The organism is Hyphomicrobium sp. (assembly GCF_051860585.1).
In the GTDB taxonomy this organism is placed as follows: domain Bacteria; phylum Pseudomonadota; class Alphaproteobacteria; order Rhizobiales; family Hyphomicrobiaceae; genus Hyphomicrobium_C.
Genome location: NZ_JBHYDS010000009.1, coordinates 78050 through 101076, shown reverse-complemented (window position 1 = coordinate 101076; position 23027 = coordinate 78050). Strand labels below are relative to the sequence as shown.

The 23027-nt window shown below is 64.3% G+C and carries 21 protein-coding genes; 7 read left to right on the top strand and 14 right to left on the bottom strand.

Annotation, left to right across the window (positions count from 1 at the left end; translation table 11 throughout):
* Positions 1-101 precede the first annotated feature (101 nt).
* Positions 102-2042: an acyl CoA:acetate/3-ketoacid CoA transferase gene (locus tag ACTIFK_RS14895; protein WP_439543872.1), complete on the top strand. Its 1941-nt coding sequence runs from the start codon at positions 102-104 to the stop codon at positions 2040-2042.
* Here the strand turns inward: ACTIFK_RS14895 and ACTIFK_RS14890 are convergent.
* Positions 2039-3406, bottom strand: coding sequence for a PLP-dependent aminotransferase family protein (locus ACTIFK_RS14890; RefSeq protein ID WP_439543871.1), 1368 nt, complete (start codon positions 3404-3406; stop codon positions 2039-2041). The genes ACTIFK_RS14895 and ACTIFK_RS14890 overlap by 4 nt on opposite strands.
* A gap of 86 nt (positions 3407-3492) precedes the next feature.
* On the opposite strand from ACTIFK_RS14890, the gene ACTIFK_RS14885 reads away from it, so the two are divergent.
* Together ACTIFK_RS14885 and ACTIFK_RS14880 are read left to right on the top strand one after the other, a co-directional pair.
* Entirely contained in the window at positions 3493-3903 is a 411-nt protein-coding gene (locus ACTIFK_RS14885; RefSeq protein WP_439543870.1) for a DUF983 domain-containing protein, read from the top strand.
* Positions 3904-3963: 60 nt separating this feature from the next.
* Positions 3964-4860 (top strand): EamA family transporter, encoded by an 897-nt coding sequence (locus tag ACTIFK_RS14880; protein WP_439543869.1) that lies wholly within the window; start codon positions 3964-3966, stop codon positions 4858-4860.
* A 122-nt stretch (positions 4861-4982) separates the two neighbouring features.
* Here ACTIFK_RS14880 and ACTIFK_RS14875 read toward each other — a convergent pair whose 3' ends face one another.
* A complete protein-coding gene (locus ACTIFK_RS14875; protein WP_439543868.1) occupies positions 4983-6758 on the bottom strand; it encodes a glucan ABC transporter ATP-binding protein/ permease in 1776 nt (591 codons plus the stop codon).
* A gap of 130 nt (positions 6759-6888) precedes the next feature.
* Positions 6889-7329 (bottom strand): response regulator, encoded by a 441-nt coding sequence (locus tag ACTIFK_RS14870; protein ID WP_439543867.1) that lies wholly within the window; start codon positions 7327-7329, stop codon positions 6889-6891.
* A 227-nt stretch (positions 7330-7556) separates the two neighbouring features.
* On the opposite strand from ACTIFK_RS14870, the gene ACTIFK_RS14865 reads away from it, so the two are divergent.
* Positions 7557-8303, top strand: a complete 747-nt coding sequence (locus ACTIFK_RS14865) for a Crp/Fnr family transcriptional regulator (RefSeq protein WP_439543866.1) — start codon at positions 7557-7559, stop codon at positions 8301-8303.
* Positions 8304-8388: 85 nt separating this feature from the next.
* The gene (locus ACTIFK_RS14860) at positions 8389-9192 is read left to right on the top strand and encodes a pentapeptide repeat-containing protein (protein WP_439543865.1); all 804 of its coding nucleotides are present in this window, start codon (positions 8389-8391) and stop codon (positions 9190-9192) included.
* 26 nt (positions 9193-9218) lie between these two features.
* Here the strand turns inward: ACTIFK_RS14860 and ACTIFK_RS14855 are convergent, their stop codons facing one another.
* From ACTIFK_RS14855 to ettA, 4 genes are all read right to left on the bottom strand, one after another.
* A complete protein-coding gene (locus ACTIFK_RS14855; protein WP_439543864.1) occupies positions 9219-9647 on the bottom strand; it encodes a hypothetical protein in 429 nt (142 codons plus the stop codon).
* Positions 9648-9855: 208 nt separating this feature from the next.
* Positions 9856-10512 (bottom strand): glutathione S-transferase family protein, encoded by a 657-nt coding sequence (locus ACTIFK_RS14850; protein WP_439543863.1) that lies wholly within the window; start codon positions 10510-10512, stop codon positions 9856-9858.
* Between the two features lie 92 nt (positions 10513-10604).
* Entirely contained in the window at positions 10605-10841 is a 237-nt protein-coding gene (locus ACTIFK_RS14845) for a hypothetical protein (protein WP_439543862.1), read from the bottom strand.
* Between the two features lie 148 nt (positions 10842-10989).
* On the bottom strand, positions 10990-12651 hold the full coding sequence (gene ettA / locus ACTIFK_RS14840) for an energy-dependent translational throttle protein EttA (protein WP_439543861.1): 1662 nt from the start codon (positions 12649-12651) through the stop codon (positions 10990-10992).
* Between the two features lie 168 nt (positions 12652-12819).
* On the opposite strand from ettA, the gene ACTIFK_RS14835 reads away from it, so the two are divergent.
* Entirely contained in the window at positions 12820-13521 is a 702-nt protein-coding gene (locus ACTIFK_RS14835; RefSeq protein WP_439543860.1) for a DUF1003 domain-containing protein, read from the top strand.
* A gap of 67 nt (positions 13522-13588) precedes the next feature.
* Here ACTIFK_RS14835 and ACTIFK_RS14830 read toward each other — a convergent pair whose 3' ends face one another.
* Positions 13589-14323, bottom strand: a complete 735-nt coding sequence (locus ACTIFK_RS14830) for a CPBP family intramembrane glutamic endopeptidase (RefSeq protein WP_439543859.1) — start codon at positions 14321-14323, stop codon at positions 13589-13591.
* A 138-nt stretch (positions 14324-14461) separates the two neighbouring features.
* Entirely contained in the window at positions 14462-15499 is a 1038-nt protein-coding gene (locus ACTIFK_RS14825) for a mitochondrial fission ELM1 family protein (RefSeq protein ID WP_439543858.1), read from the bottom strand.
* Positions 15500-15650: 151 nt separating this feature from the next.
* On the opposite strand from ACTIFK_RS14825, the gene ACTIFK_RS14820 reads away from it, so the two are divergent.
* The gene (locus ACTIFK_RS14820; RefSeq protein ID WP_439543857.1) at positions 15651-16133 is read left to right on the top strand and encodes an Lrp/AsnC family transcriptional regulator; all 483 of its coding nucleotides are present in this window, start codon (positions 15651-15653) and stop codon (positions 16131-16133) included.
* A gap of 3 nt (positions 16134-16136) precedes the next feature.
* Here ACTIFK_RS14820 and ACTIFK_RS14815 read toward each other — a convergent pair whose 3' ends face one another.
* The 5 genes from ACTIFK_RS14815 to ACTIFK_RS14795 form a co-directional block, all read right to left on the bottom strand.
* A complete protein-coding gene (locus tag ACTIFK_RS14815; RefSeq protein WP_439543856.1) occupies positions 16137-17387 on the bottom strand; it encodes an MFS transporter in 1251 nt (416 codons plus the stop codon).
* Between the two features lie 78 nt (positions 17388-17465).
* Positions 17466-17939, bottom strand: coding sequence for a transcription elongation factor GreA (greA, locus tag ACTIFK_RS14810; RefSeq protein ID WP_439543972.1), 474 nt, complete (start codon positions 17937-17939; stop codon positions 17466-17468).
* A 119-nt stretch (positions 17940-18058) separates the two neighbouring features.
* Positions 18059-21436 carry a carbamoyl-phosphate synthase large subunit gene (gene carB / locus ACTIFK_RS14805; protein WP_439543855.1) on the bottom strand — a complete coding sequence of 1126 codons (3378 nt, stop codon included), beginning with the start codon at positions 21434-21436 and terminating at the stop codon, positions 18059-18061.
* A 158-nt stretch (positions 21437-21594) separates the two neighbouring features.
* Positions 21595-22251, bottom strand: coding sequence for a hypothetical protein (locus ACTIFK_RS14800; RefSeq protein ID WP_439543854.1), 657 nt, complete (start codon positions 22249-22251; stop codon positions 21595-21597).
* Positions 22252-22361: 110 nt separating this feature from the next.
* A complete protein-coding gene (locus tag ACTIFK_RS14795) occupies positions 22362-22949 on the bottom strand; it encodes a hypothetical protein (protein ID WP_439543853.1) in 588 nt (195 codons plus the stop codon).
* Positions 22950-23027: the final 78 nt, after the last annotated feature.

Below are 23027 nucleotides of genomic sequence, written 5' to 3'. Positions count from 1 at the left end.
TTTATACCCTGAACGAGCTTCGAGCACTTCACCGACGACCCGGCATGCGGCGTCCCCGCGGCCTGGCATCAAAGAGTGAAGGCCCCTGGGGGAAACAAGATATGCGGACTAACAAAGTCGTTTCGGCTGACGAAGCTATTGCGCGCATTCGTGACAACGATGTGATCGCGACCACAGGGTTCGTGCAGAGCTGCATTCCCGAGATGCTTCACGCCGCCCTCGAGAAGCGCTTCGTCGAGACGAGCGCGCCGCGCGACCTGACGCTCATCATGTGCGCGGGCGCTGGCGACAGCAAAGGGCTCGGCACCGGCCGCCTGCATCACGAAGGCCTGCTCAAACGCGTCATCGCCGCCAACTTCGGGCGCATGCCGAAGGTCGCGCAGGCCGCCCAGGAGAACAAGATCCAGGGCTACAATCTTCCCCAGGGCGTCATTTCCAAGTTGTACCGGACATGCGCTTCCAGCAGCCCGGGGCTCTTTTCAAAGGTTGGCCTGCATACGTACGTCGATCCGCGTCTCGGCGGCGGCAAGGTCAACACCGTGACCAAGGAAGACCTCGTCAAGCTGGTCGAGGTCGAGGGCCAGGAGTGGCTGTTCTACAAGGCGACGCCGCTCAACGTCGCGCTCATCCGCGCCACGAGCGCCGACCCGCTCGGCAATCTCAGCATGGAGCGCGAGGCGCTGACGCTGGATGTGCTCGCGCAGGCCATGGCCGCACACAATAATGGCGGCCTCGTCATTGCGCAGGTCGAACGCATCGTCGCCGAGGGCTCGATCAAGCCGAAAGACGTCAAAGTGCCCGGCATTCTCGTCGATTGCGTCGTGATCGCCGATCCGCCCGAGATGCACCGCATGAACTACGGCGTGCTCTACGATGCCGGCCTTGCCGGTGAAGTTCGCGTGACCGTCGACAGCCTGCCGACCATGAACCTCGACGAGCGCAAGATCATCGCGCGGCGCGCCGCGTTCGAACTGCCGCCCAACGGCGTCATCAACCTCGGTGTCGGTGCACCGGACGGCGTCGCCAATGTCGCCAATGAAGAGAAAGTCACGCCCTACCTCGTCATGACGACGGAGGCCGGAGCGGTCGGCGGTGTGCTCGCGGGCGGATCGAGCTTCGGCTCATCGGCGAACGCGCATTCGATCCTCGACCAGAACCAGATGTTCGATTTCTATCACGGCGGCGGCCTCGATCTCACCTGCCTCGGCATGGCGGAGTGCGACAGCCTCGGCAACGTCAACACGAGCAAGTTCGGCGGCAAACTGAACGGCTGCGGCGGCTTCATCGACATTTCGCAGAACGCGCGCGCGGTGGTGTTCGCGGGCACGTTCACGGCAGGCGGGCTCGAAATCGCCATCGAGGACGGCAAGATTCGCATCGTCAAGGAAGGGCGCGCCAAAAAATTCGTGAAGCAGGTGGAGCAGGTGACGTTCTCCGGTCAGTACGCCGCGCAGAAGTCTCAGCCGGTCATCTACGTCACGGAACGCTGCGTGTTCCAGCTCACGGACCACGGCCTCGAGTTGATCGAGGTGGCGCCCGGCATCGACATCGAGCGGGACATCCTTCCGCACATGGCGTTCAAGCCGCATATCCACAAGCCGATCACGATGAACCCGCGGCTGTTCCTCAACGAGCCGATGGACCTGCTCGCCGATCTCCTGAACGTCAAACTCGCCGAGCGCGTCAGCTACGATCCGGCCCGCAACATTCTCTCCGTCGACCTGCAAGCCTGGAGCGTGCGCAAGAAGGCCGATGTCGCCGACCTGCAGAAGGTGCTCGTCGCCGCGTGCGAGAAAGCGGGCAAGCGCGTCAACTCGCTCGTCAATCAGGACAGCTGCCGGATCGCGGAAGATCTCTATGACGAGTACGCCGACATGGTCGCGTACATGGTCAAGCATCACTACGAGCGCACGGCGCGCTACGCGACGAGCGAACTCACGCGCCTGAAGCTTCAGGATGCGCTGCGCCGGCGTGGGCTCAAGACGCAGGTCTATGAGAACGCCAAAGACGCGTCCGCCGTGCTCGAGGAGGAGCGTGTCTAGGGCCGCTTAAGGCCTCCGCTGGTCAGGGCCCCGGACAGGATTTCGAGGGCCTTGACAAGCTGGGCGCGATTTTGCGCCGCGCCGAGCGCGAGACGGATCGCGCCGGGCGGTTCCGCGTCGACCGCGAAGGCATCGGCGGTCACGACTGCCAACCCGCGGCCATGCAGTTCAGCAGCGAAGCGCCCGGCCGGCAACCCGTCCGGCAGAGGCACCCACGCGTGGAGCCCTTGCGGGTGCGCCGCAAAGCTGTCTGGACCTAGGATTTTGCGGGCGAGGCTTTGGCGGGCAACGGCTTCCGCGCGTACGGCATCGACGATGGCGGATGCCGTGCCGTCCCGCATCCAGCGCGTCAGCACGGCTGCCATCAACGGCACCGACATTTGCAGCATGGCTCGCAACCGCTTCGCCACCTTCTCCGAAGCCTGCGTGTCGGGCGTGACCAGGATGGACGCTCGAAACCCGGGCGCGATGCATTTGGCGAGGCTGGCCGCGAGGTAGCTCCGGTCCGGGATGAGCGCGGTCAGCGGAAGCGATCCGGGAGCAAGAAACGAATAGGGGTCGTCCTCGATCAGGACGAGGCCGCGTTTGCGGATGACGTCCGCGATCCGGCGGCGGCGCTCCTCCGGCATGGTGATCGTCGTTGGATTGTGGATCGTCGGCATCAAATAGACGAGCTTCGCGGCGTGAGCGCGCGCCGCCCGGTCCAGCGCCGCGGGGATCATTCCGTCGCCGTCCATCGCGACACCTGCGAGCGTGACGCCCACGGCCGTCGCCACCGCCTTGATGCCGGGATAGGTCAGGCATTCCGTGAGAACCGTGTCCCCTGGCTGCGTGTGCGCGGCCAGGAGGGCGTACAAAGCCGCTTGCGTTCCCGGCGCGAGGAGCACGCGATCCGCCGTTACGCCCGGCAAGACCGCGTCCATCCAGGCGGCCGCGATCTGGCGTTCGTTCAGCGTTCCCGCCGGCTGTTGGTAGGCGAAGTAGGCGGCAAAGCCAGGACCGGCGCGGATTTCACCGAGGCTGTGCGCGAGGCGTGAATCGAAACGCGCATGGGCGGGTTGCGGGGGGAGGTTCATCGAGAGATCGATGCCGGGGGACGCGAGCGGGCGTGTGGACTGTGGGGCCGCTCCCTTGACGTACGTTCCGCGTCCGACGCGCGCTTCGGTCAGCCCCTGGCGCCCGGCTTCGGTGTAGGCACGCGTGACGGTCGTGACGTCGACACCCAGCGCCGTCGCCAAGGCCCTGTGGGTCGGAAGGGGTTGCCCGCTGTGGACGCGACCGGCCGCGATGTCGTCCGCCAGCGCGTTGACGATGCGCTGGTAGATCGGCCCCTGACGGTCGGAGATTGTCGGTGTCCAATCCATACAATTGGGTCATTTCGCGCGTTGTGGATCCATACAATCGTGGGTATCGTCCAGGAAATCAATAAGGCGACCCGAGGAGACCTCAGATGACCGCTGCCGAGCCATCCATGAAGTTGGCGCTCTTGCGCGGGGCGCGCTGCAAGTGCCCCGAATGCGGCGAAGGCCGTCTGTTCGGCAAGTTCCTCAAGGTCGTCGAGTCCTGCCCGTCGTGCGGCGAGGAGTTGCATCATCACCGCGCCGACGACATGCCGGCTTACATCGTCATGTCCATCGTCGGCCACATCGTCGTCGGCCTCGTGCTCTGGGCGGAGTTCACATACGCGCCGCCGGTCTGGGTGCACTGGTCGCTTTGGCTGCCGCTCACGGTTATTCTCACGCTCGTTCTCTTGCAGCCAGTGAAGGGCTTCATCGTCGCGCTCCAGTGGAAGCTCCGCATGCACGGGTTCGGCGTCAGCCGTTCCAACACGCCCACGCCCGCCCCCGCCGTCGCGGGCTAATCACCACCAACCGCCGCGGCCGATTTCGTCCGCCGGCCCTACCTTAGGCTCCCGATACCAGTGCGCGCCGCGCCCGACAGTCTCTCGTTGCGCGACGCGCTGCTGGCGCTTGCGGTGACGGCTGTCTGGGGCTCGAACTTCGTCGTCATCTACGTCGGACTCGAGCATCTTCCGCCTCTCCTGTTTGCAGCGCTCCGCTTTACCTTCGCACTCTTGCCCGCCGTGCTGTTCCTGAAGCGGCCGGCGGTGCCGTGGCTGAACCTCGCGGCCTACGGTGTTTTCGTCGGCGCAGGGCAGTTCGGCCTGCTCTACACCGCCATGCACGGGATGATCACTCCGGGACTGGCGTCACTTGTCGTGCAGACGCAGGTGTTCTTCACCGTTCTGCTGGCCGCCATGATTAGTCGGGAACGACTCGGCGCCTATCAGGTCGTCGCGCTAGCGATTGCGTTCTCTGGCTTGCTCATCATTTTGCAGCATACCGACGCGACAACAACACTCCTAGGCCTTGCGCTCGTGCTTGCGGCAGCAGCCAGCTGGGCGCTGAGCAATATTATCGTTCGTTCGACTCCCAACGTCGACATGTTGGCTTACGTCGTGTGGGGAAGTCTTTTCGCGCCATTGCCGCTGTTTGCGCTGTCGTTCGCGTTCGAAGGCTGGCCGGCCATTCAGACGGGACTCACCAACTCGACTGTCGCCACGTGGGCCTCAGTTGCCTGGCAGTCCTTTGCTAATACCCTGTTCGGGTATGCGGTATGGAGCGCGCTGCTGTCGCGTTATCCCGTCGCCACGATCGCGCCGATGTCGCTGCTGGTGCCAATCTTCGGGATGGGGGCGTCGGCCGTTTGGCTCGGCGAGCCGCTGGATGACTGGAAGCTCTGGGCGGCAGCCTTCGTCATGTGCGGTCTCGCGCTCAACCTGTTGTGGCCGCGGCTGCGCAAGCCGGTTGCGGCCTAGAGCCGTTCCGCTCTAAGCGGAACCGCGGAACGGCTCTAGGTTTTTGTTTTGTCGCGCTTCTTACCGGACACTGTCGCTGGCATGGCTCCGCCATGACCGGTTCCCACTTTTCCGGAAGCACTCTAGCCGGCGGAGATCGCCATGTCCTTCTGCGGCTCGCCGTCGACCGCTTTCGGGATCGTGAAGCCGCCTTCCGACACCATGCGCGCGAACAAGCCCTTCCCCGCCGCAAGCTCCGCGAACCTGCCCCGCTCGACGATGCGCCCCTGGTCGAGGACGAGGATTTCGTCGGCATTGGCGACAGTCGACAGGCGGTGCGCGATGATGAACGTGGTGCGGCCCGCGCGCAGGCGGTCGAGCGCGCGCTTGATGCGGGCCTCCGTCTCGGCATCGAGGGCGCTGGTCGCTTCGTCGAGCACGAGGATGGGCGCGTCCTTCAGGATGGCGCGCGCGATGGCGATGCGCTGGCGTTCGCCGCCGGACAAGGCCACGCCCCGCTCGCCGATGACGAAGCCGTAGCCTTCCGGCTTGCGGGCGATGAAGTCGTGCGCTTCGGCCATGCGCGCGGCGTGCTCGACCTCGGCCATCGTGGCGCCCGGCCGGCCAACGGCGATGTTGTCGCCAATCGAGCGGTTGAAGAGGCCCGCATCCTGGAAGACAACGGCGATCTGCTGGCGCACCGATGCGAGCGTCACGCCGGTAATGTCGTGGCCATCAATCAGCACGCGGCCGGCCTCGGGATTGCGCAAGCGCATGAGCAGCGAGGCGGTGGTGGATTTCCCCGAACCGGTCGGGCCGACGAGCGCGACGGTCTGTCCGGGCTTCGCGTTCAGAGTGAGATCGAAAACGCCTTGCTCCGTGTCGGGAAAGCGGAAGCTCACGCCCTCGTAGCGCACATCCCCTTTGACCGGCGGCAGCGGCTGGGCGCCGGGGCGCTCGGAAATTTCATCGCGCTCGTCGAGCAGCGCAAAATAGGCCCGCATGATCGGCGCGCGCCGGTGCATGGCCGTGACGAAGCCGGATATCTGATCGAGCTTGGCGATCAGGAGGCTGGCGAAGCCCACGAACGAGACGATCTCGCCGACCGACAGTTCGCCACGGCCAGCGAGCACCGCACCGGTTGCGAACACGGCAACCATGGTGATGGTCGCGGCGGCGCGTTGCAGGACCGTCAGGATTCCCCACCAGGTCAGCACGGGGTATTGCGCGGCAAGAAGGTCGCTCATGACGGCGCGCATGGCGTCGGTCTCGGCGCGCAGCCGCGCGAAGCTCTGGACGACCGTGACGTTGCCGATCACGTCGCCCACGCGCCCGTAAACGGCGGAATTGTAGCGCTCGACGTTCGCCTGCCCGGCCTTTGTCTTGCGCATGACGAGCGCGTTCATGGCGATGTAGGCGACGGCAAGCACGCCGAGGATGGCGGCCATGCGCGGATCCATGTGGATCGCCGCGGGCACCAGCATCACCACGCCCGCAACAGCCGTCACCTGCTCGCGCATGGCCCCGAGCCACAACCAGAACAGGGAATCCGTGCCTTGGAGAAGTGAGCGGACGACGGCACCCGAGCCCCGGCTGGCGTGATAGCCCTGCGGCAGGGTGATGGCGCGCTCGAAGGCGTCGGCCATGGCGGCCAGATGGCGGCGATGGGCCAGGCGGTCGGCGAACACCGCGACGACGACGCTCGCCAAGATGCCGAACAGACCGAGCGCGGCCCAAAGTCCGATTGTGGGAAACGCCGCCTCGCCCCGCGAGAGCGCGTCGACCACGCGGCCGAGCAGGATCGGCTCGGCAAGCTGCACAAAGCCGATCGCGACCGACGCCAGCGCGAGCGTGACGGCCAAGGCCTTTTCGGACGAGAGCTGTGAGAGAGCACGCGTGTAGAGGCGTACGAGATCCATGCGTGGCGGCGCTCCAGGCTTCTTCGACCGGGCGCCTATCTTAGTCGGACGCAAAGCGCGGCAACATGCGTTGTTTCGCGCGGCCGCACGTCTTTTCGCGTGACCGCACTGGCGGTAGCGGTGTGCGGAGCTACTCGGTGAAGGCGATGGCCTGACGGAGCCTGTCGATCGTGTAGGGCTTGCTGACGATGGCGGCGTCGGCGAAATGGACCGGGAATGCGTCCCGCTCGCCGTAGCCGGTCGCAAAGGCGAACCGCACGCCGAGGGCAAACAGCCGCTCGGCCACGTCGAAGCTCTTTTCTTGGCCCAGATTGACGTCCAGAAGGCAAAAATCCGGAACCTGTGCGGCGATCATTTCGAGGGCTTCCTCGACCGTGCCTGCGGTGCGGACGCTGGTGACGCCAAGCTCTGTCAGCATCTCCTGCGTGTCCAAGGCTATCAGGAAGTTGTCTTCGACGATGAGAACGTCTTTCGGCGGGCGCGGCGTCAGCTCAGGCTCACTATCGGACGTGCCCATAACTGGCTCACTGGTCTGGAGGTCGATGCGGAAGGAACGATCTGCGTGATCCACCTGCAAACTCCTGCTCAAAGTCAGGGCGCCAGTGATCGATCTCGATTTCTGGCCGCCTGGGATGCGTCACGGAAACCAAGTGCAGAACGTGTTTAGGAGTGCTCTCACGAGCAGATCGAAATGAACTTTCAACCTCACTTCGACCGCAATCACTCAAGCAGTTAACCCTTGCGGTGTCTGTGCACTTGTGCACACAAGGGACAGGATAGGGGTTCACAGGTGTTTGAATGGTTCTTGAAAGTAGCTCGCGGCCGGGCGACGACGAAATTTGCGAAAGCAACCTATTGCGGGCTTTGCGCCGTGACGATTTCGCGTTGATCAAGCCGCATCTGAGCGTCATCGATTGCGAGGGCGGGCAGGAGCTTTACAAGCCTGGAGACAACGTCGCCACGGTTTACTTCCCCTGCGGCCCTAGCCTCATTTCCTACCTCGTCGCGAACGCGGACGGACGCGATGTCGAGACGATCCTGATCGGCCGCGAAGGCGCCGTCGGTGGTATCGTCAGTTTGGGAAATCTGCCCGCCTATTGCCGCGTCGTCGTGAAATTCGGCGGCCGGTTCAGCTCCATGCCGGTGAGCCAGCTCGAAGCGGCCAAAGCGCGCTCGCCGAGCCTGCGCTCGCTTTTCGCTCGCTATGCCGATTGCCTGCTGGCGCAGATCTTCCAGTCGACGGCGTGCAACGCAATCCACTCCATCGAACAGCGCACGGCGAAGTGGATCGTGTCGGCGATGGAGCGCACGGACAGCGAAGTCGTGCCGCTGACGCATGAAGAACTGGCGTCGATGCTTGGCGTCGGCCGGAGCTACACCAGCCGCGTAATCCAGACATTCAAGGCGGACGGCATTCTGGAAACGCGGCGCGGGTCGCTTGTCGTGCGTGATAAAAAAATGCTGGTGGAGCGCGCCTGCGCCTGCAACGACAGCGTCAAGGCGCATTTCGACGAGGTGCTGCGCGGCGTGTATCCCGAAGACTAGGGTCGCTTGCAGTTAGGCCACATCCGCCGCTCGCACTAGGCGCGGCGGCGCGGTAAGGTCCGGAAAATATTCCAGGGTGGTGACGATGCGCTTTGCGTTCGCGATTTCTACAGCCGTTGGCTTGCTTTTCGCGATGCCCATCCCGCCATCGCCGGCGCAGGATCTGTGGCAGTACATTGACCTCAACTCGGACGCCTTCACGAAGGCCGATGTCTCGCGCGCTGACGTCGAGGCGGCCATCGCGGCGGCGGGTTCTGCGGGGGCCGTGGATTTCAGCGGCAAGCAGCTCAACCGGCTCGACCTCTCCGGTCTCGATCTGCACGGCGCCAACCTTCAGGCGGCGCGCCTCAACGGCACGAACCTCACGGGTGCGAATCTCTCCGGCGCGATGCTCAATCAGGCCTGGGGCGTGGACGCAAACCTCACGAGCGCCAATCTCGAGGGCGCGAGCCTTGTCTCCTCCCAATTCCTGCGCGCGAAGCTCGACGGCGCCAACCTCTCGAAGGCGCGCGTGGCGTGCGACCTGTCCCAGGCGAGCCTGGTGGGTGCGCACCTCGACGGCATCAACATGACCGACGGCAAGCCCGCACGCGACAGCCGCCGCCATCCTTTCATCCTGCGCTCGGCCAAGCTCGACGGCGCGTCGCTCACGAACGCAGGGCTGATCGGCGTCGTCTTGGAATTCGCATCCCTCAAGGAGGCCAACCTGTCCGGCAGCGTGCTTGCGGGCGCGGCGCTCTCGGGGGCGGATTTCCATGGCGCGAACGTCGCGAAGGCCGATTTCAACGGGGCGGATCTCAGCTCGGCCCATATCGAAGCCCTGGTGGGCCGGGATCAGGCCGTGAACCTCGACAAGGCGCGCAACCTCGACCGGGCCTATTCGAATTAGCCGGCCTCAGGTCGAGCGGGTGCAGATCATTTTCTGAGCCACGTATCGCCGGGCAGCTTCAGCTCGGACAGCGGATTGTTCCAGCCCATCGCCGCGCCTTTGTGGGTCAACAGCAGCGCCGTGTCGTTGAGGGCCCGCAAGTGCGTTGCGATGGCCTCCCGAACCTTGCTGCGCCCATGCTTTTTGACCAGCATTTCGAATGCGTTGTAGGGCCACTGGTAGGACGAGGTGCGCAGGAGCGCAGGGACGATACGCTCCAACGGCGCGTTGAAGTCGAGATAGACGAGCTCGCTTTTGCCATCGATCGCGGGCAGATCGTGGACCTCGCCCGTATTCCGCAACATGTCGCTCGCGCCCCTCTGAAGCGCGAGGGCAGGCGCCGCTCCAAGCGCCGCGATGCAGAGAGCGGCCAGAGCGCAGACGTTCAAGTGACCTGTGGACATCATGCTCATCATGGGCGGTCTCCCAATCGACTGTCGCAAAACATTCAAAAACGCGTCGCGGCCGCGGTCAATCGAACGCGTCGCTTAGCGTGAATATTTCTGGGGACCGAGAGACTTAGCCGGGGTCGCTGCCCGCATTCCTGGCGGTCTGCTTACGTGCGCTGCAAAAAAAATCGATCGGCCCTCAGCCGGGCCGCACGCCTCAGGCGGCGTGATCAGGTCAATCCCGGTCGGGCGCGCCGGGCGGGAAATATTTCCGATAGGGGCGGGCTTCGTCGATGCAGCGCGCAACCGAAGGCCTCGCCAGCAAGCGCGCGCGGTAGGCCCGGAGATTGGCAAACTCGGGATCGATCTCTTGCACCCAGTCGGCATAGAAGAGGGACGGCGCGGCAGCGCAATCGGCAAGACCGAACGCATCGCCCGCGGCCCATTGCTTGCCCGCAAACGCGCCGTCGATCCACCTATAGGCGGTGTCGAGCATCTCGCGTGCATGAAGCACGCCATGGGGATCGCGCTTGCCGTCCGGGCGAAGGTGGTCGAGCACGATTTTCTGCATCGGCGTCATAATGTAGTTGTCGAAGATGCGGTCCCACATGCGCGCGTCGAGCGCGGCGCCGGCCTCTTCGGGAACGAGGCGCACGGCCCCCGGATGCCGTTGGTCGAGGTATTCGATGATCGTGCTCGATTCCAAGACCGTGCGGTCACCATCGGCGAGGACCGGCATCCGCTTCATCGGCCACAGGCTCGCCCAGTCCGCGCCGGCCTCAGGGTCTTCGCCGAGCACGCGATAGGTGAACGGCGTCGCGTTCTCATAGAGCGCGATCAGGGCCTTCTGGCAGTAGGACGAGAACGGGTGGGCGTAGAGCGTGAGCGGCATTGGGCGAGCCCATTCTTCGCGACCGTTGCGCGGCGCAAAGCTGGAGCTTTTTATACGAACATACGTCCGTTAGCCAAGGGGCCGTTCGGCGCTCACGCGCCCTTCATGCACTTCGTCACGAAACTCGTTTCCGCAGCGCCGTGCAGGTTCTTGGCCTTGGCATCCGTTTCGCACTTGGCCTTCGAGCCGGACGAGCATTTCTTGATGAAGCTCGTTTCGGCCGCTCCGTGAAGTTTTTTTGCGGCCGCTTGAGCCTGACAGCTGTCGTCGGCGTGAGCCGAGATGCTCAGTGCGCCCAGCAGGGCAAGCGTTGCAAATAACTTTTTCATCGTAATCTCCTTGGGGCTTGGCAGTGCACTGCCAGTTATAGTCCCGGAGATTGGCGGGGCGCGCTTACATCGCGCTTACAAATGCGTAAAGCGAGGCTCGCAGCAGGATTTAACCCGCTGCGAGCAATCCAAATTTGTCAATTTCGCCCTACCTCTCGAACCGCTTGAACTTGATGCGGTGCGGCTCGACGGAGGCTTCGCCGAGGCGGCGCTTTTTGTCTTCTTCGTAGGCCTCGAAGTTGCCCTCGAACCATTCGACGTGGCTGTCGCCTTCGAAAGCCAGGATGTGGGTCGCGAGACGATCCAGGAAGAAGCGGTCATGTGAGATGACCACGGCGCAGCCCGGGAAATCCTCAAGGGCCGCTTCGAGCGCGCCGAGTGTTTCCGTGTCGAGGTCGTTGGTCGGTTCGTCGAGCAGCAACAGATTGCCGCCCTCCTTCAGCATCTTGGCGAGATGCACGCGGTTGCGCTCGCCGCCCGAGAGCAGCCCGACCTTCTTCTGCTGGTCCGGTCCCTTGAAGTTGAACCAGCCGCAATAGGCGCGGCTCGACATTTCCTTCTTGTCGCCGAATTTCATGATGTCGAGGCCGCCCGAGATTTCCTCCCACACGGTCTTCTTGTCGTCGAGATGGTCGCGGCTCTGGTCGACGTAGGCGAGCTTGACCGTCGGGCCGAGCTTGATCGAGCCGCCGTCCGGCTGCTCCTTGCCCGTTATCATCTTGAAGAGCGTCGTCTTGCCGGCGCCGTTCGGGCCGATGACGCCGACGATGCCGCCCGGGGGCAGCTTGAAGGTCAGGTTATCGATCAGCAGGCGGTCGCCGAACGCCTTCGACAGTCCGTCGACCTCGACAACCATGTCGCCGAGACGCGGGCCGGGCGCGATCGAGAACGAGGCCTTGCCCAAGTCTTCGCGGCCCGATTCCTCCACGAGCTTGTCGAACGCCGAGATACGCGCCTTGGATTTCGCCTGCCGCGCCTTGGGCGACGAGCGGATCCATTCCAACTCGCGGGCCATCTGCTTCTGGCGGCCTTCCTCGGTGGCCTTCTCGCTCTCGGCGCGCTTGGCTTTCTGCTCGAGCCAGCTCGAATAGTTGCCCTTGTAGGGAACGCCCTGTCCGCGATCCAGCTCCAGCGTCCAGTCGGTGAGGTTGTCGAGGAAGTAGCGGTCATGCGTCACGAGAATGACGCAGCCTGTGTACTCCTTCAGAAAGTGCTCGAGCCAGGCGACGCTTTCGGCGTCGAGATGGTTGGTCGGCTCGTCGAGCAGCAGGATGTCGGGCTTCGACAGCAGCAGGCGGGTCAGCGCCACGCGGCGCTTTTCGCCGCCCGAGAGATTGGTCACCGGGCTGTCTCCGGGCGGACAACGGAGCGCGTCGAGCGCCTGCTCGACCTGGGTGTCGAGATCCCACAGGTCCAGCGCGTCGATCTGGTCCTGGAGCGCCGTCATCTCGTCGGCGGTCTCGTCGGAATAATTGGCGGCGATCTCGTTGTAGCGGTCGAGGATCGCCTTCTTCTCCGCCACGCCCTCCATGGCGTTGCCGAGCACGTCCTTCGAGGGATCTAGTTCGGGCTCCTGAGCCAGATAGCCGACTTTGACGCCGTCGGCGGGCTTCGCCTCGCCCAGGAAGTCGTCGACGGTGCCGGCCATGATCTTGAGAAGGGTCGACTTGCCCGCGCCGTTGAGGCCCACGACGCCGATCTTGGCGCCGGGCAGGAACGACAGCGAGATGTCCTTTAGGACCTGCTTGCCGCCTGGGTAGGCCTTGGAGAGCTTGTGCATGTGGTAGACGTACTGGTGGGCCGCAGCCATTCGGGCGCCTCTTCCTTTTTGAAGGTTTCGGGAGTTGGGCGGGTTTTAGCGGATCGGGCCGCCAATCTCAATCGCTGGAATACGGATCTGTAGGGTGCGGACCGGTTGCCCTTCCGCTCACCCCTTGCCATTTTCAAGGGGAAAACGCTCCCGGCAGAGGCCAGCCCCATGCAAAACCACGGCACTCAATCTTCCAAGGCGCCCTGCGCGATCACCGGGCGCGAGTGGCCCCGCCGGCAACTCGTGAACCTGGAGACGATCCGGCCGAGCCTGGCCGAACTCATCCACCGCGACTTCCCGGACTTGCCGCCCGACGCGCTGGTCTCACGGGCGGAGCTCGCACGCTATCGGACGCTCTATGTCGAGGAACTGCTTTCGGCGGAAACTGGCGACATCAGCGAGATCGAACGGAGGGTCGCCGAAAGTCTCGCCACCAACGAGACGCTCGCGGAAAACGTGGAAGAGGACTTCGACGAGAAGCGCACCTTCGGCGAAATCGTCTCCGATCACCTGGCGAGTTTCGGCGGCAGCTGGATGTTCATCATCAGCTTCCTGGTGCTGCTCGGCGTGTGGATCGCGTTCAATCTCGCGCGCGGGTCCGACACGTTCGATCCCTACCCGTTCATCCTGCTCAACCTCATCCTGTCGTGCATCGCCGCGCTCCAGGCCCCCGTCATCATGATGAGCCAGAAGCGACAGGAGGCGAAGGACCGGCTGCGCTCACTCAACGACTATCAGGTGAACCTCAAAGCGGAGCTTGAGATCCGGCATCTGCACGAAAAGCTCGATCACCTCATCAGCAAGCAGTGGCAGCGGCTGGCCGAAATCCAGCAGTTGCAGCTCGAGATCATGCAGGACAAGAGAAGGTGAAATCGGCAGCAGGCAGCCGGCAACGGGTATGACTTTTTGATGCTGCCGGCTGCCTGCTGCCCGTTGCCTACACGTTCGAGACGCCCGTGAAGAAGTAGCGGCCGAGGCCGACGGTGAAGATGAGCCAGCCCCAGATCGTGTGCTCGATGAAGACGGCCCAGAAGCTGCGGGTCTGGGCGTAGCGGGCGGCGAGAATTAATCCGCCGAGCATCGTGGCGATAATCGCGAACTGCGAACCCATGACGATATGGGCAAAGCCGAACGCGACGCCGTTGACGATCACTGCGAGCCACCTTTGGCTGCCGAACAGCGGTCCGTAGCGGTGGAAATAGAACGTGCGATAGAGCAGCTCCTGCGCGGCGACCGAAAACAGCGGATAGGCCAGCATGATGCGGCGGTACGTTTCCGGCCGGTTGGTCGGAAATTCCAGGAACCAGTCGGGATGGTGCGTCAGCACCCAATAGGTTGCATAGCCGCCGCCAATCGCGAAGACGGTCAGGATCGAAAGCGCGTTGCGCCAGGAGACGCGTCGCGAAAGCTCGCGGCGGAGCTGGAACGTGGGATCCGCGAGGAGCATGAGAACGGCGATCGTGAGCACAGGCAGCAGGGCGACGAAGATCGGGATCTTCTGGCCGAAGGTGGCGGCGAAGATCGGCATCTTCTCGCCGTGCACGAGCCAGTACATGCCGATCGGGCCGCCCGCGAACAGGATCGCCATCTCGATCCAGCGCCAAACGCGCGAGGGAAATGAAAGCGCACCCTCCGAAGGGAGCGTGCCGCCGGCTGTGATCGGTGCCGTCATGGGTTCGAAGGCTCTCGTCGCTCTTGATTGCTGAGGGCTAGAGTCTTTCAGGTTTTGGTTGAATCGCCGAAAGACTCTAGCCCTTTGTTCTATCGTGCTTCTTATCGGAAAACCGGTTCCCACTTTTCCGGAAGCACTCTAGGTCAAGCCCGGCAGCATGGCCTTGCGGCGCTGCCAGCGGGTCTCGATCTCACGGGCGATGGCGGTGGCGGCGTAGAGTGGCGGGTAGTCCCATTGCTCCAGCGTGTCGAAACGCGCCGGGGCGTTGCGCGTCACCCCTTGGGCGCGCAGCGCGTCGTGCAGCGCCGTGAACTTCGGCGCGCCGCCTTCCGGCTCGAAGACGTAGATCGGACGCCCGGTGGCCGCCGCTTCTCCCACCATGTTGACGCTGTCGGCGGTGACGAGGAAGGCGTCGGCGTGAGCTAGGAACGCCGCGTAGGGATTGGCCCCCTCGCCTTTCCAGAACAGCGCGTCCGCGCCCTCAACTGCGGCGTCGAGGGCTGCGACGAGCTCCGGCGGCGTGCGACGCGAAACAGTGATCATCAACCCGGCGCCGAGGGCGGCAAGCGAGCGCACTGTTTCCGCGAGGCGTGCGACCGTCTCGGCAGGATAGCGATAGCGCTCGTTCGGTCCCCCTACGAGCACCGCGACACGAGGCGTCTTGAGGCGCGCGATGGCGTTGTCGCCCTGGCTGCGCACTTCGGCCAAGCGGGCCGGCGACAGCGGATGCGGCGCGGTCAGGGTCGTCATCACGTTCGGCCCGCGCCGTTTGTCGTGCTGCGGCACCCAGAAGAGGTCCGCGCTCGCCGGGGCCGTCTTCGGGTCCATCATCACCACGGTGTAGGTCTTGAGCCCGGCGTGCTTCCTCAGCGCACGGAGATAGGGCATCGTCGTCCGGCCCGCCGCCAAGGCGATGTCCGGCCAGGGCGGAGCGAAGGCGGTGTCGGGCTGGCCGAAGCGCTCTCCCGGAGCCACCGGCCCCCAGGGCGCCATGGCTTTCCAGATGCCGGACGGGGCGACGCGCTTCCATTCGACGGCGACGCCAAGCGCCTCGGCAACGCCACGGGTCAGGGCCTCGTGGCCGGCCTTGCCGTCGCTGATGATCCAGGCGCGGGCGCCGGCCAGCGTGGGCGGGCGCGAGCGCGCTGGGTCGATCGGCGGCGTGTCGTTCTGCATCGCGTGATCTTCCCTGGCCGGCGCCGTGCTGTCTACTGCCGGATTGGGCCTGGCCCGGTCGCGCGGCGGATCGTCCAGCGGAGCATTCCTTTACATTTGTTGCGCGACTATCCTAGGTCCGAGCTTCGACCGTTTTCCCGAGAGAGCTGCCATGCCACTTCGCCTGGACGCCGTCGACCGCCGCATCGTGCGCGAACTCATGAGCGACGGCGCGCTCACGAACGTGGCCCTGGCCAAGCGCGTCGGGCTCTCTGCCCCGCCCTGCCTGCGCCGCGTGCGGGCGCTGGAGGATGCCGGCGTGATCCAGGGCTACACCGCGCTCATCGACGAGAAGGCGCTGGGCTTCGAGCTGACGGCGTTCGCACTGGTGGGCCTTCACAACCAGGCCGAACAGGACCTGCGCAGCTTCGAGAACCGCGTGCTCGGCTGGCCGATGGTGCGGGACGCTTACATGCTGTCCGGCGAAAGCGATTATATCCTGAAGTGCGTCGCGCCCGATCTCACCGCATTCCAGGACTTCGTGCTCAAGGAGCTGACGGCGGCGCCGAATGTCGCGAGCGTGAAGACCAATCTCGCCATCCGCCGCGCCAAGCTCGCGCCGGGCGTGCCGATGTCCGCGCCGGACGGGGACTAGACATCAAGTCAGGCGGCGCTTCGCGTAAAGCGACGGGAACAGCCGCGTCCACAAGCCGGTGATGGCGAGTGTCCCGACGCCGCCGATGACGACGGCGGGGACGGCTCCGATGAATGCGGCCATGGTGCCGGCACGGAATTCGCCCACCTCGTTCGACGCGCCGATGAAGACGCTGTTGACCGCGGTGACGCGGCCGCGCAATTCGTCCGGCGTTGCCAGCTGGATCAAAGTCGAACGCACGTTGACGCTGACCATGTCGGCCGCGCCCATGACGAACAGCGCAGGCAGCGACAGCCATAGCGTGGTGGACAGCCCGAAGACGATGATCGAGAGGCCGTAGACGGCGACGGTTGCGAACATCACCTTGCCGGCGTGGTCGCGAATGGGATTGCGGACCAGCCAGACGACCATCACGAGAGCGCCGACGCCCGCGGCGGACCTCAGGAAGCCGAGCCCCCACGGGCCGACGTCGAGCACGTCGCGCGCGAACACGGGCAGCAGCGCGGTCGCGCCGCCGAGCAGCACGGCAAACATGTCGAGCGAGATAGCGCCGAGGATGACCGGGTTGTTGCGGATGTAGCGGAAGCCCGCCAGCATGGTTTCGATCGAGCGCGGTTCGGACGTGGTCTTCTGCGGCGGCTTCGGAATGAGGATGGTCATCAGGGCCGCGAGCCCAAACAATACGAACGACACCGCATAGGGCACGAGCGACGAGAGGCCGTAGAGAAGTCCGCCTATGGCCGGCCCGATGGTGAAGGAGGCCTGCATCGCAGACGAGTTCCAGGCCACGGCGTTGGCGAAGGATTCGCGGGGCACGAGGTTGGCGGCGAGCGATTGCACGGACGGCGTCAGAAACGCGCGCGCGACGCCGAACAGCGTCAGGATGATGAAGATGGGCCAGATGTGCCCGTGCTGCGCGGGATTGGACGCGTGGACGATCCAGAACCCCGCGAGCGCCGCGACGCAAAGCGCTTCGAGGCCTATGCAGAGGCTCATCACGACGCGCCGGTTGTAACGGTCCGCGACGGATCCGGTAACGAGGACGAAGACGATGGCGGGGGCAAACTGGACGAGGCCGACCAGGCCGAGCAGGAAGGGGTCGCGCGTTTCGTCGTAGATCTGCCAGCCGACGGCGACCGAGATGATCTGGGTCGCGAAGCCGTTCAGAAACCGCGCCATCCAGTAGAGGCGGAAGGACCGATAGGCGAACGCCGATGGCGGCTGCGCCGAAGGTCCGCTGTCAGTTTCGCTCAAAGGCTGTCACCCGCACGCGGGCGTGAGGACGCGGCCGGCTTCAGTCATGATCGACTGATGAACCCGGCCGGCTCCCGCTCACTTCCACTCGACTTTCAAAACTTCATAGGAGCGCGGGCCCTTCGGCGTCGTCACTTCGGCGGAGTCGCCCTTGGACTTGCCGATCAGCGCACGTGCAATCGGGCTAGAGATCGAAATCTTGCCATCGCGGACGTTGGCTTCGAGGTCGCCCACGATCTTGTATTTGACCTTCTCTTCGGTGTCCTCGTCCACAAGCGTGACCGTGGCGCCGAACTTGATGGAGGAACCGGACAGCTTCGACGTGTCGACGACCTCGGCGCGGCCAATCTTGTCCTCGAGCTCCGACACGCGGGCTTCGTTCATGCCCTGCTGTTCCTTGGCGGCGTGATATTCCGCGTTCTCGGAAAGGTCGCCGTGCGCACGAGCTTCGGAAATCGCCAGGATGATCCGCGGACGTTCTACGGCCTTGAGGCGATGAAGCTCCTCCTCGAGGTGCTTGAACCCTTCGACCGTCATCGGGACGCGTTCCATAGACATTTCGCTTAAAATCTCCCATCCGGCCCGGCCTGCGCGGCCGGCACCAAAACTAGCAACATTCCTGTACGCTTAAGGACACGGCCGTCGCATAACGCCTGACGAGGCGTAAAGTCTCAAATGGCGCGACCGAGGTAGACCTGCAGCGGGGCCACGTTGAGAGAATCGGCCTTGAGAGCCTTGATCGCGCGGGTGACTGCGACCGCACCGGCTAAAGTTGTATAATAGGGAATGTGGTGAAGCAAGGCCGTGCGCCGGATGTCCTTGCTGTCCGAGACGGCCTTGGCGCCTTCAGTTGTATTGAAAACCAGGTCCACGTCGCCGTTTTTCATCGCGTCCACAATGTGCGGACGGCCCTCGAGCACCTTGTTGATCTGGACGCACGGAACACCGTGCGCTTCGAGGTGACGGCGGGTGCCGCGCGTGGCGATGATCTTGAAACCGAGGTCCACAAGTTCGCGCAACGGGGCCACGATCCGGTCCTTGTCGCTGTCGCGAACCGACACGAACACCGTGCCGGACTTGGGCAGCTTCTGGCCGGCGCCGAGCTGGCTTTTGGCGAACGCGATCGAGAAATCGCGGTCGATACCCATGACCTCGCCCGTGGAGCGCATCTCGGGTCCGAGGATCGGATCGACGCCGGGGAAACGCGCAAACGGGAAGACGGCTTCCTTGACCGCCACGTGATCGACCTTGACCGGCTTCAGTCCGAAGCTCGCGAGCGGGCGGCCGGCCATGATCTCGGCGGCGATGGCGGCGATCGGCGTGCCGATGACCTTGGCGACGAACGGCACCGTGCGGGACGCTCGCGGATTGACTTCGAGGACGTAAACGGTCTCGCCCTTGATGGCGAACTGCACGTTCATGAGGCCGACGACGCCGAGAGCAAGGGCAAGCTCGCGCGCCTGGCGCTCAAGCTCCGCGATGATGGCGGGCGAGAGCGAGTGCGGCGGCAGCGAGCAGGCCGAGTCGCCCGAGTGGATGCCGGCTTCCTCGATGTGCTCCATGATGCCGGCGACGAACGTGTCCTTGCCGTCCGACAGGCAGTCGACGTCGACTTCGATGGCGTCGGCGAGATACCGGTCGATGAGCAGCGGGCGCTTGGCGGAAACGACAAGTTCGCTCGGCCGGTCGAGCGTGGCCGACAGGCGCTTGATGTAGCGGTCGACCTCGGACCGGTCGTGCACGATTTCCATCGCGCGTCCGCCCAGCACGTAGGAGGGCCGGATGACAACGGGGAAGGTGATCTGCTCGGCGATGCCGGCGGCCTCTTCGGGCGCACGTGCGATGCCGCTCTCGGGCTGCTTGAGTCCGAGCTTTTCGATCAGCGCCTTGAAGCGGTCGCGGTCCTCGGCGAGATCGATGGCGTCGGGCGAGGTGCCGAGAATGGGCACGCCCGCTTCCTCGAGTGCGCTCGCGAGCTTGAGCGGCGTCTGGCCGCCGAACTGAACGATGACGCCCTTGACCGTGCCGTTCGACTGCTCGGTGCGGATGATCTCGAGCACGTCTTCGGCGGTTAGCGGCTCGAAGTAGAGGCGATCGGACGTGTCGTAGTCGGTCGAGACGGTTTCCGGGTTGCAGTTGACCATGATGGTCTCGAATCCTGCCGCCGTCAGCGCGAAGCAGGCGTGGCAGCAGCAATAGTCGAACTCGATGCCCTGGCCGATGCGGTTCGGACCGCCGCCGAGAATGATGATCTTCTCGCGCGCCGTCGGCTGCGATTCACAGGCCGGGGCTGCATCGCCCTCGCCGTTTTCGTCCAGCACGAGGCCGCGCTCATAGGTCGAGTACATGTAGGCGGTGGGAGACGCGAATTCGGCTGCGCACGTGTCGATGCGCTTGAAGGCTGGGCGCACGCCGGCGGCGAGGCGCGCTTCACGCACGTCGGCTTCGGTCTTGCCGGCGAGCTTGGCCAGGCGGGCGTCCGAGAAGCCCATCGACTTGAGGAAACGGATATGTTCGGCGGACTTCGGAAGCCCATGCGCCTTCACGCGCGCTTCGACGTCCAGGATTTCCTCGATGCGGGCGATGAACCACGGATCGATCTTGCACGCGGCGTGCACCTGCTCGGCGTCGAGGCCGAGGCGAAGCGCCTGGGCGACCTTGAGCAGGCGATCCGGCGTCGGGTGGCCGAGGGCGGCGCGAATGACGTTCTTGTCGTCGCCGGCGCCGAGGCCTTCGAGTTCGATATCGTCGAGCCCGGTAAGGCCCGTCTCCATGGAGCGCAGCGCCTTCTGCAGGCTTTCGGCGAACGTACGGCCGATAGCCATCGCCTCACCGACCGAGCGCATCGCGGTCGTAAGCGTCGTGTCGGCGCCCTGGAATTTCTCGAACGCAAAGCGCGGAATCTTCGTGACGACGTAGTCGATCGACGGCTCGAACGAGGCCGGGGTGGCGCCGCCGGTGATGTCGTTGTCGAGTTCGTCCAGCGTGTAGCCGACGGCGAGGCGGGCCGCGACCTTCGCAATCGGGAAGCCGGTGGCCTTCGACGCAAGCGCGGACGAGCGCGACACGCGCGGGTTCATCTCGATGACGACGAGGCGTCCGTCTGCCGGATTGACGGCGAACTGTACGTTCGAGCCACCGGTTTCAACCCCGATCTCACGCAGCACCGCCAGCGAGGCGTCGCGCATGATCTGGTATTCTTTATCCGTCAGGGTCAACGCCGGGGCGACCGTGATCGAGTCGCCGGTATGGACGCCCATCGGATCGATGTTCTCGATCGAGCAGACGATGATGCAGTTGTCCGCCTTGTCGCGGACGACCTCCATCTCATACTCCTTCCAGCCGATCAGACTCTCGTCGATCAGGATCTGGCCGACGGGCGAGGCGTCGATGCCGGAGCGCGCGATGGTCTCGAATTCTTCGCGGTTGTAGGCGACGCCGCCGCCGGTGCCGCCCATCGTGAAGGCGGGGCGGATGATGGATGGCAGACCGATCACATCTAGTCCGCGCATCGCCTCGACGAAGCCGGCCGCCTTGTCGTAGCCGACGATGTTTCCTTCGGCGTCCTTGATCTCCGGCGACGAAGCGATGACGGCGCGCGGGCTTTCAAGGCCGATGCGGTCCATCGCGTCGCGGAAAAGCTTGCGGTCCTCGGCCATGTCGATCGCTTCGGCGCGCGCGCCGATCAGCTCAACGCCGAGCTTTGCGAGAATGCCCTGCTTGTCGAGCGCGAGCGCCGTGTTGAGCGCAGTCTGGCCGCCCATGGTCGGCAGCAGCACCAGCTTCTCGTTCGGACGCTGGCGGCGTTCCTCGACGATGATCTTGGCGACGATCTCGGGCGTGATCGGCTCGATGTATGTCGCATCGGCCAGTTCGGGATCCGTCATGATCGTGGCCGGATTCGAATTGACCAGGATGATCCGGTATCCCTCGGCCTTCAGTGCCTTGCAGGCCTGAGTGCCCGAATAATCGAACTCGCACGCCTGGCCGATGATGATCGGGCCGGCGCCGATGATGAGGATGGAGTCGATATCTGTGCGTTTTGGCATGGCGAGGCCGGTTCTATTCGACGGTGTTGGGTTTGGCTATAGGCGAGACGTGACGGTTCATCCGGTGGACCTGCGACATCTGCGAAGGACCCGACAGCAAGCGAGGGCGCCTTGGGGCACCCTCGCTCGCCGATCCGGTCGTCTGCCGCGTCCAACGTCTATTTGACAACGTCTTTCGGCGGTTCGATGACGATGCTGTCGGGATAGGTGTAAACTTCCTTGAAGATCGGCTTATCCAGGTAGCCGGGACGGGCGAGAATGCTGCGTGCCGGCAGGCCCGTGACAGGGTCGAGATAGACCATGCGCACGGCTTCGTTCTTCATCTTTTCTGCCGGCGGCGCGCCGGGAGCCGACGGCGGCGGCTCGTCGAGGCCGCGATAGCCGCGCAGCTCCTTGCCTTCGATGGTTTCGAGGCCGGTGCATTCGAACTTGCCGACCTCCTGATAGACCTGCGCGATCGACTTGATCATGAACTGGACGAGCTGATCGGCTTCATGCGAGGGCGATGCCTTCCAGCCCTCACCGTTGTTGGTCCAGGCCTTATCGCCCACGACGATGCTTTCGACGGGCTTGCCTTCGGTCAGCGGCGTGAGGATCTGGCGCATCCGGTCAGGGGTCGCATATTCGACCACCATCTTGGCGGGGCCTGCCTCGGTGACCATGTTCGTCTCCTTGCGGAGAAACTTCTGCTTGCCTTGCGAATTGACGCCCAAGGCAACCTCGGTCGAACAGTCCGCAAAGGCCGGCGCGGCTGCGAGCAGGCTGATCGCGCCTGCGATCGCCGCAACGCTGGTGGTAGCGCGCTTCAAACCCATCTTCCGTCTTCTCCTCACATCGCGCACCCAGTGGGCCGCGGGCTGCATTTCTTCCCAGTGTCGCATTCGCGCGCGCCGTGCCCTTCAGGCTTTCGGAGCATCGGACCGCTTTAAAGCGGTTTCTCGATCTTGACGTCTGTCGGATAGCTGTAGGCTTCCTTCATAATCTCTTCGCTGCCGTCCACGGTGCCGACGACGTTGAAGGCCGGAAGCTTTGTGTCCGGATCGACATAAATCGTCCTTGCTACGACTTTGCCTTCGACCGTTTCGGGCTCAGTCTGGTAGCCGAGCAGCTTCTTGCCGCTGTAGTCGACCGATCCGAGGCACTTGAAAACGACCGAAACCCTGGGTGGCGCAAAGTTGGTTTTCATGTGTGCTGCCACTAGATTGGCGAGCTCAGCTTTCATTTCTTCCCAAACGCCGGTCGCGTTGGTCCAGGCCTGCTTGCCGACACCGACCGTCTCTACGGTTTCCGTTCCGGACGTCACTTTGCGATAGATGCGATCCGGCGGCTGAAAATCGAACGTCTGCGACTGCTCGATACCGGTGTCGCTCTTGGATGCGCTTTCCGTGCGCCAGGGATTCTGGTGCTGGGCGGTAAAGGCGGCTTCGATTTCCGCTTTGCCTTCGCACGCTTGCGCTGCGCCAACGGGTGCCGCCAGAAGGGCGAGCGGGAGGATCAACAAACGGGTGCGCATTTCGGCTTCTCTTCGTTCGTGCTTCGACTTGGTCCTCGGACCGGCGCGCATCCTATACGGGCCCCCGGGAAAAAGTCG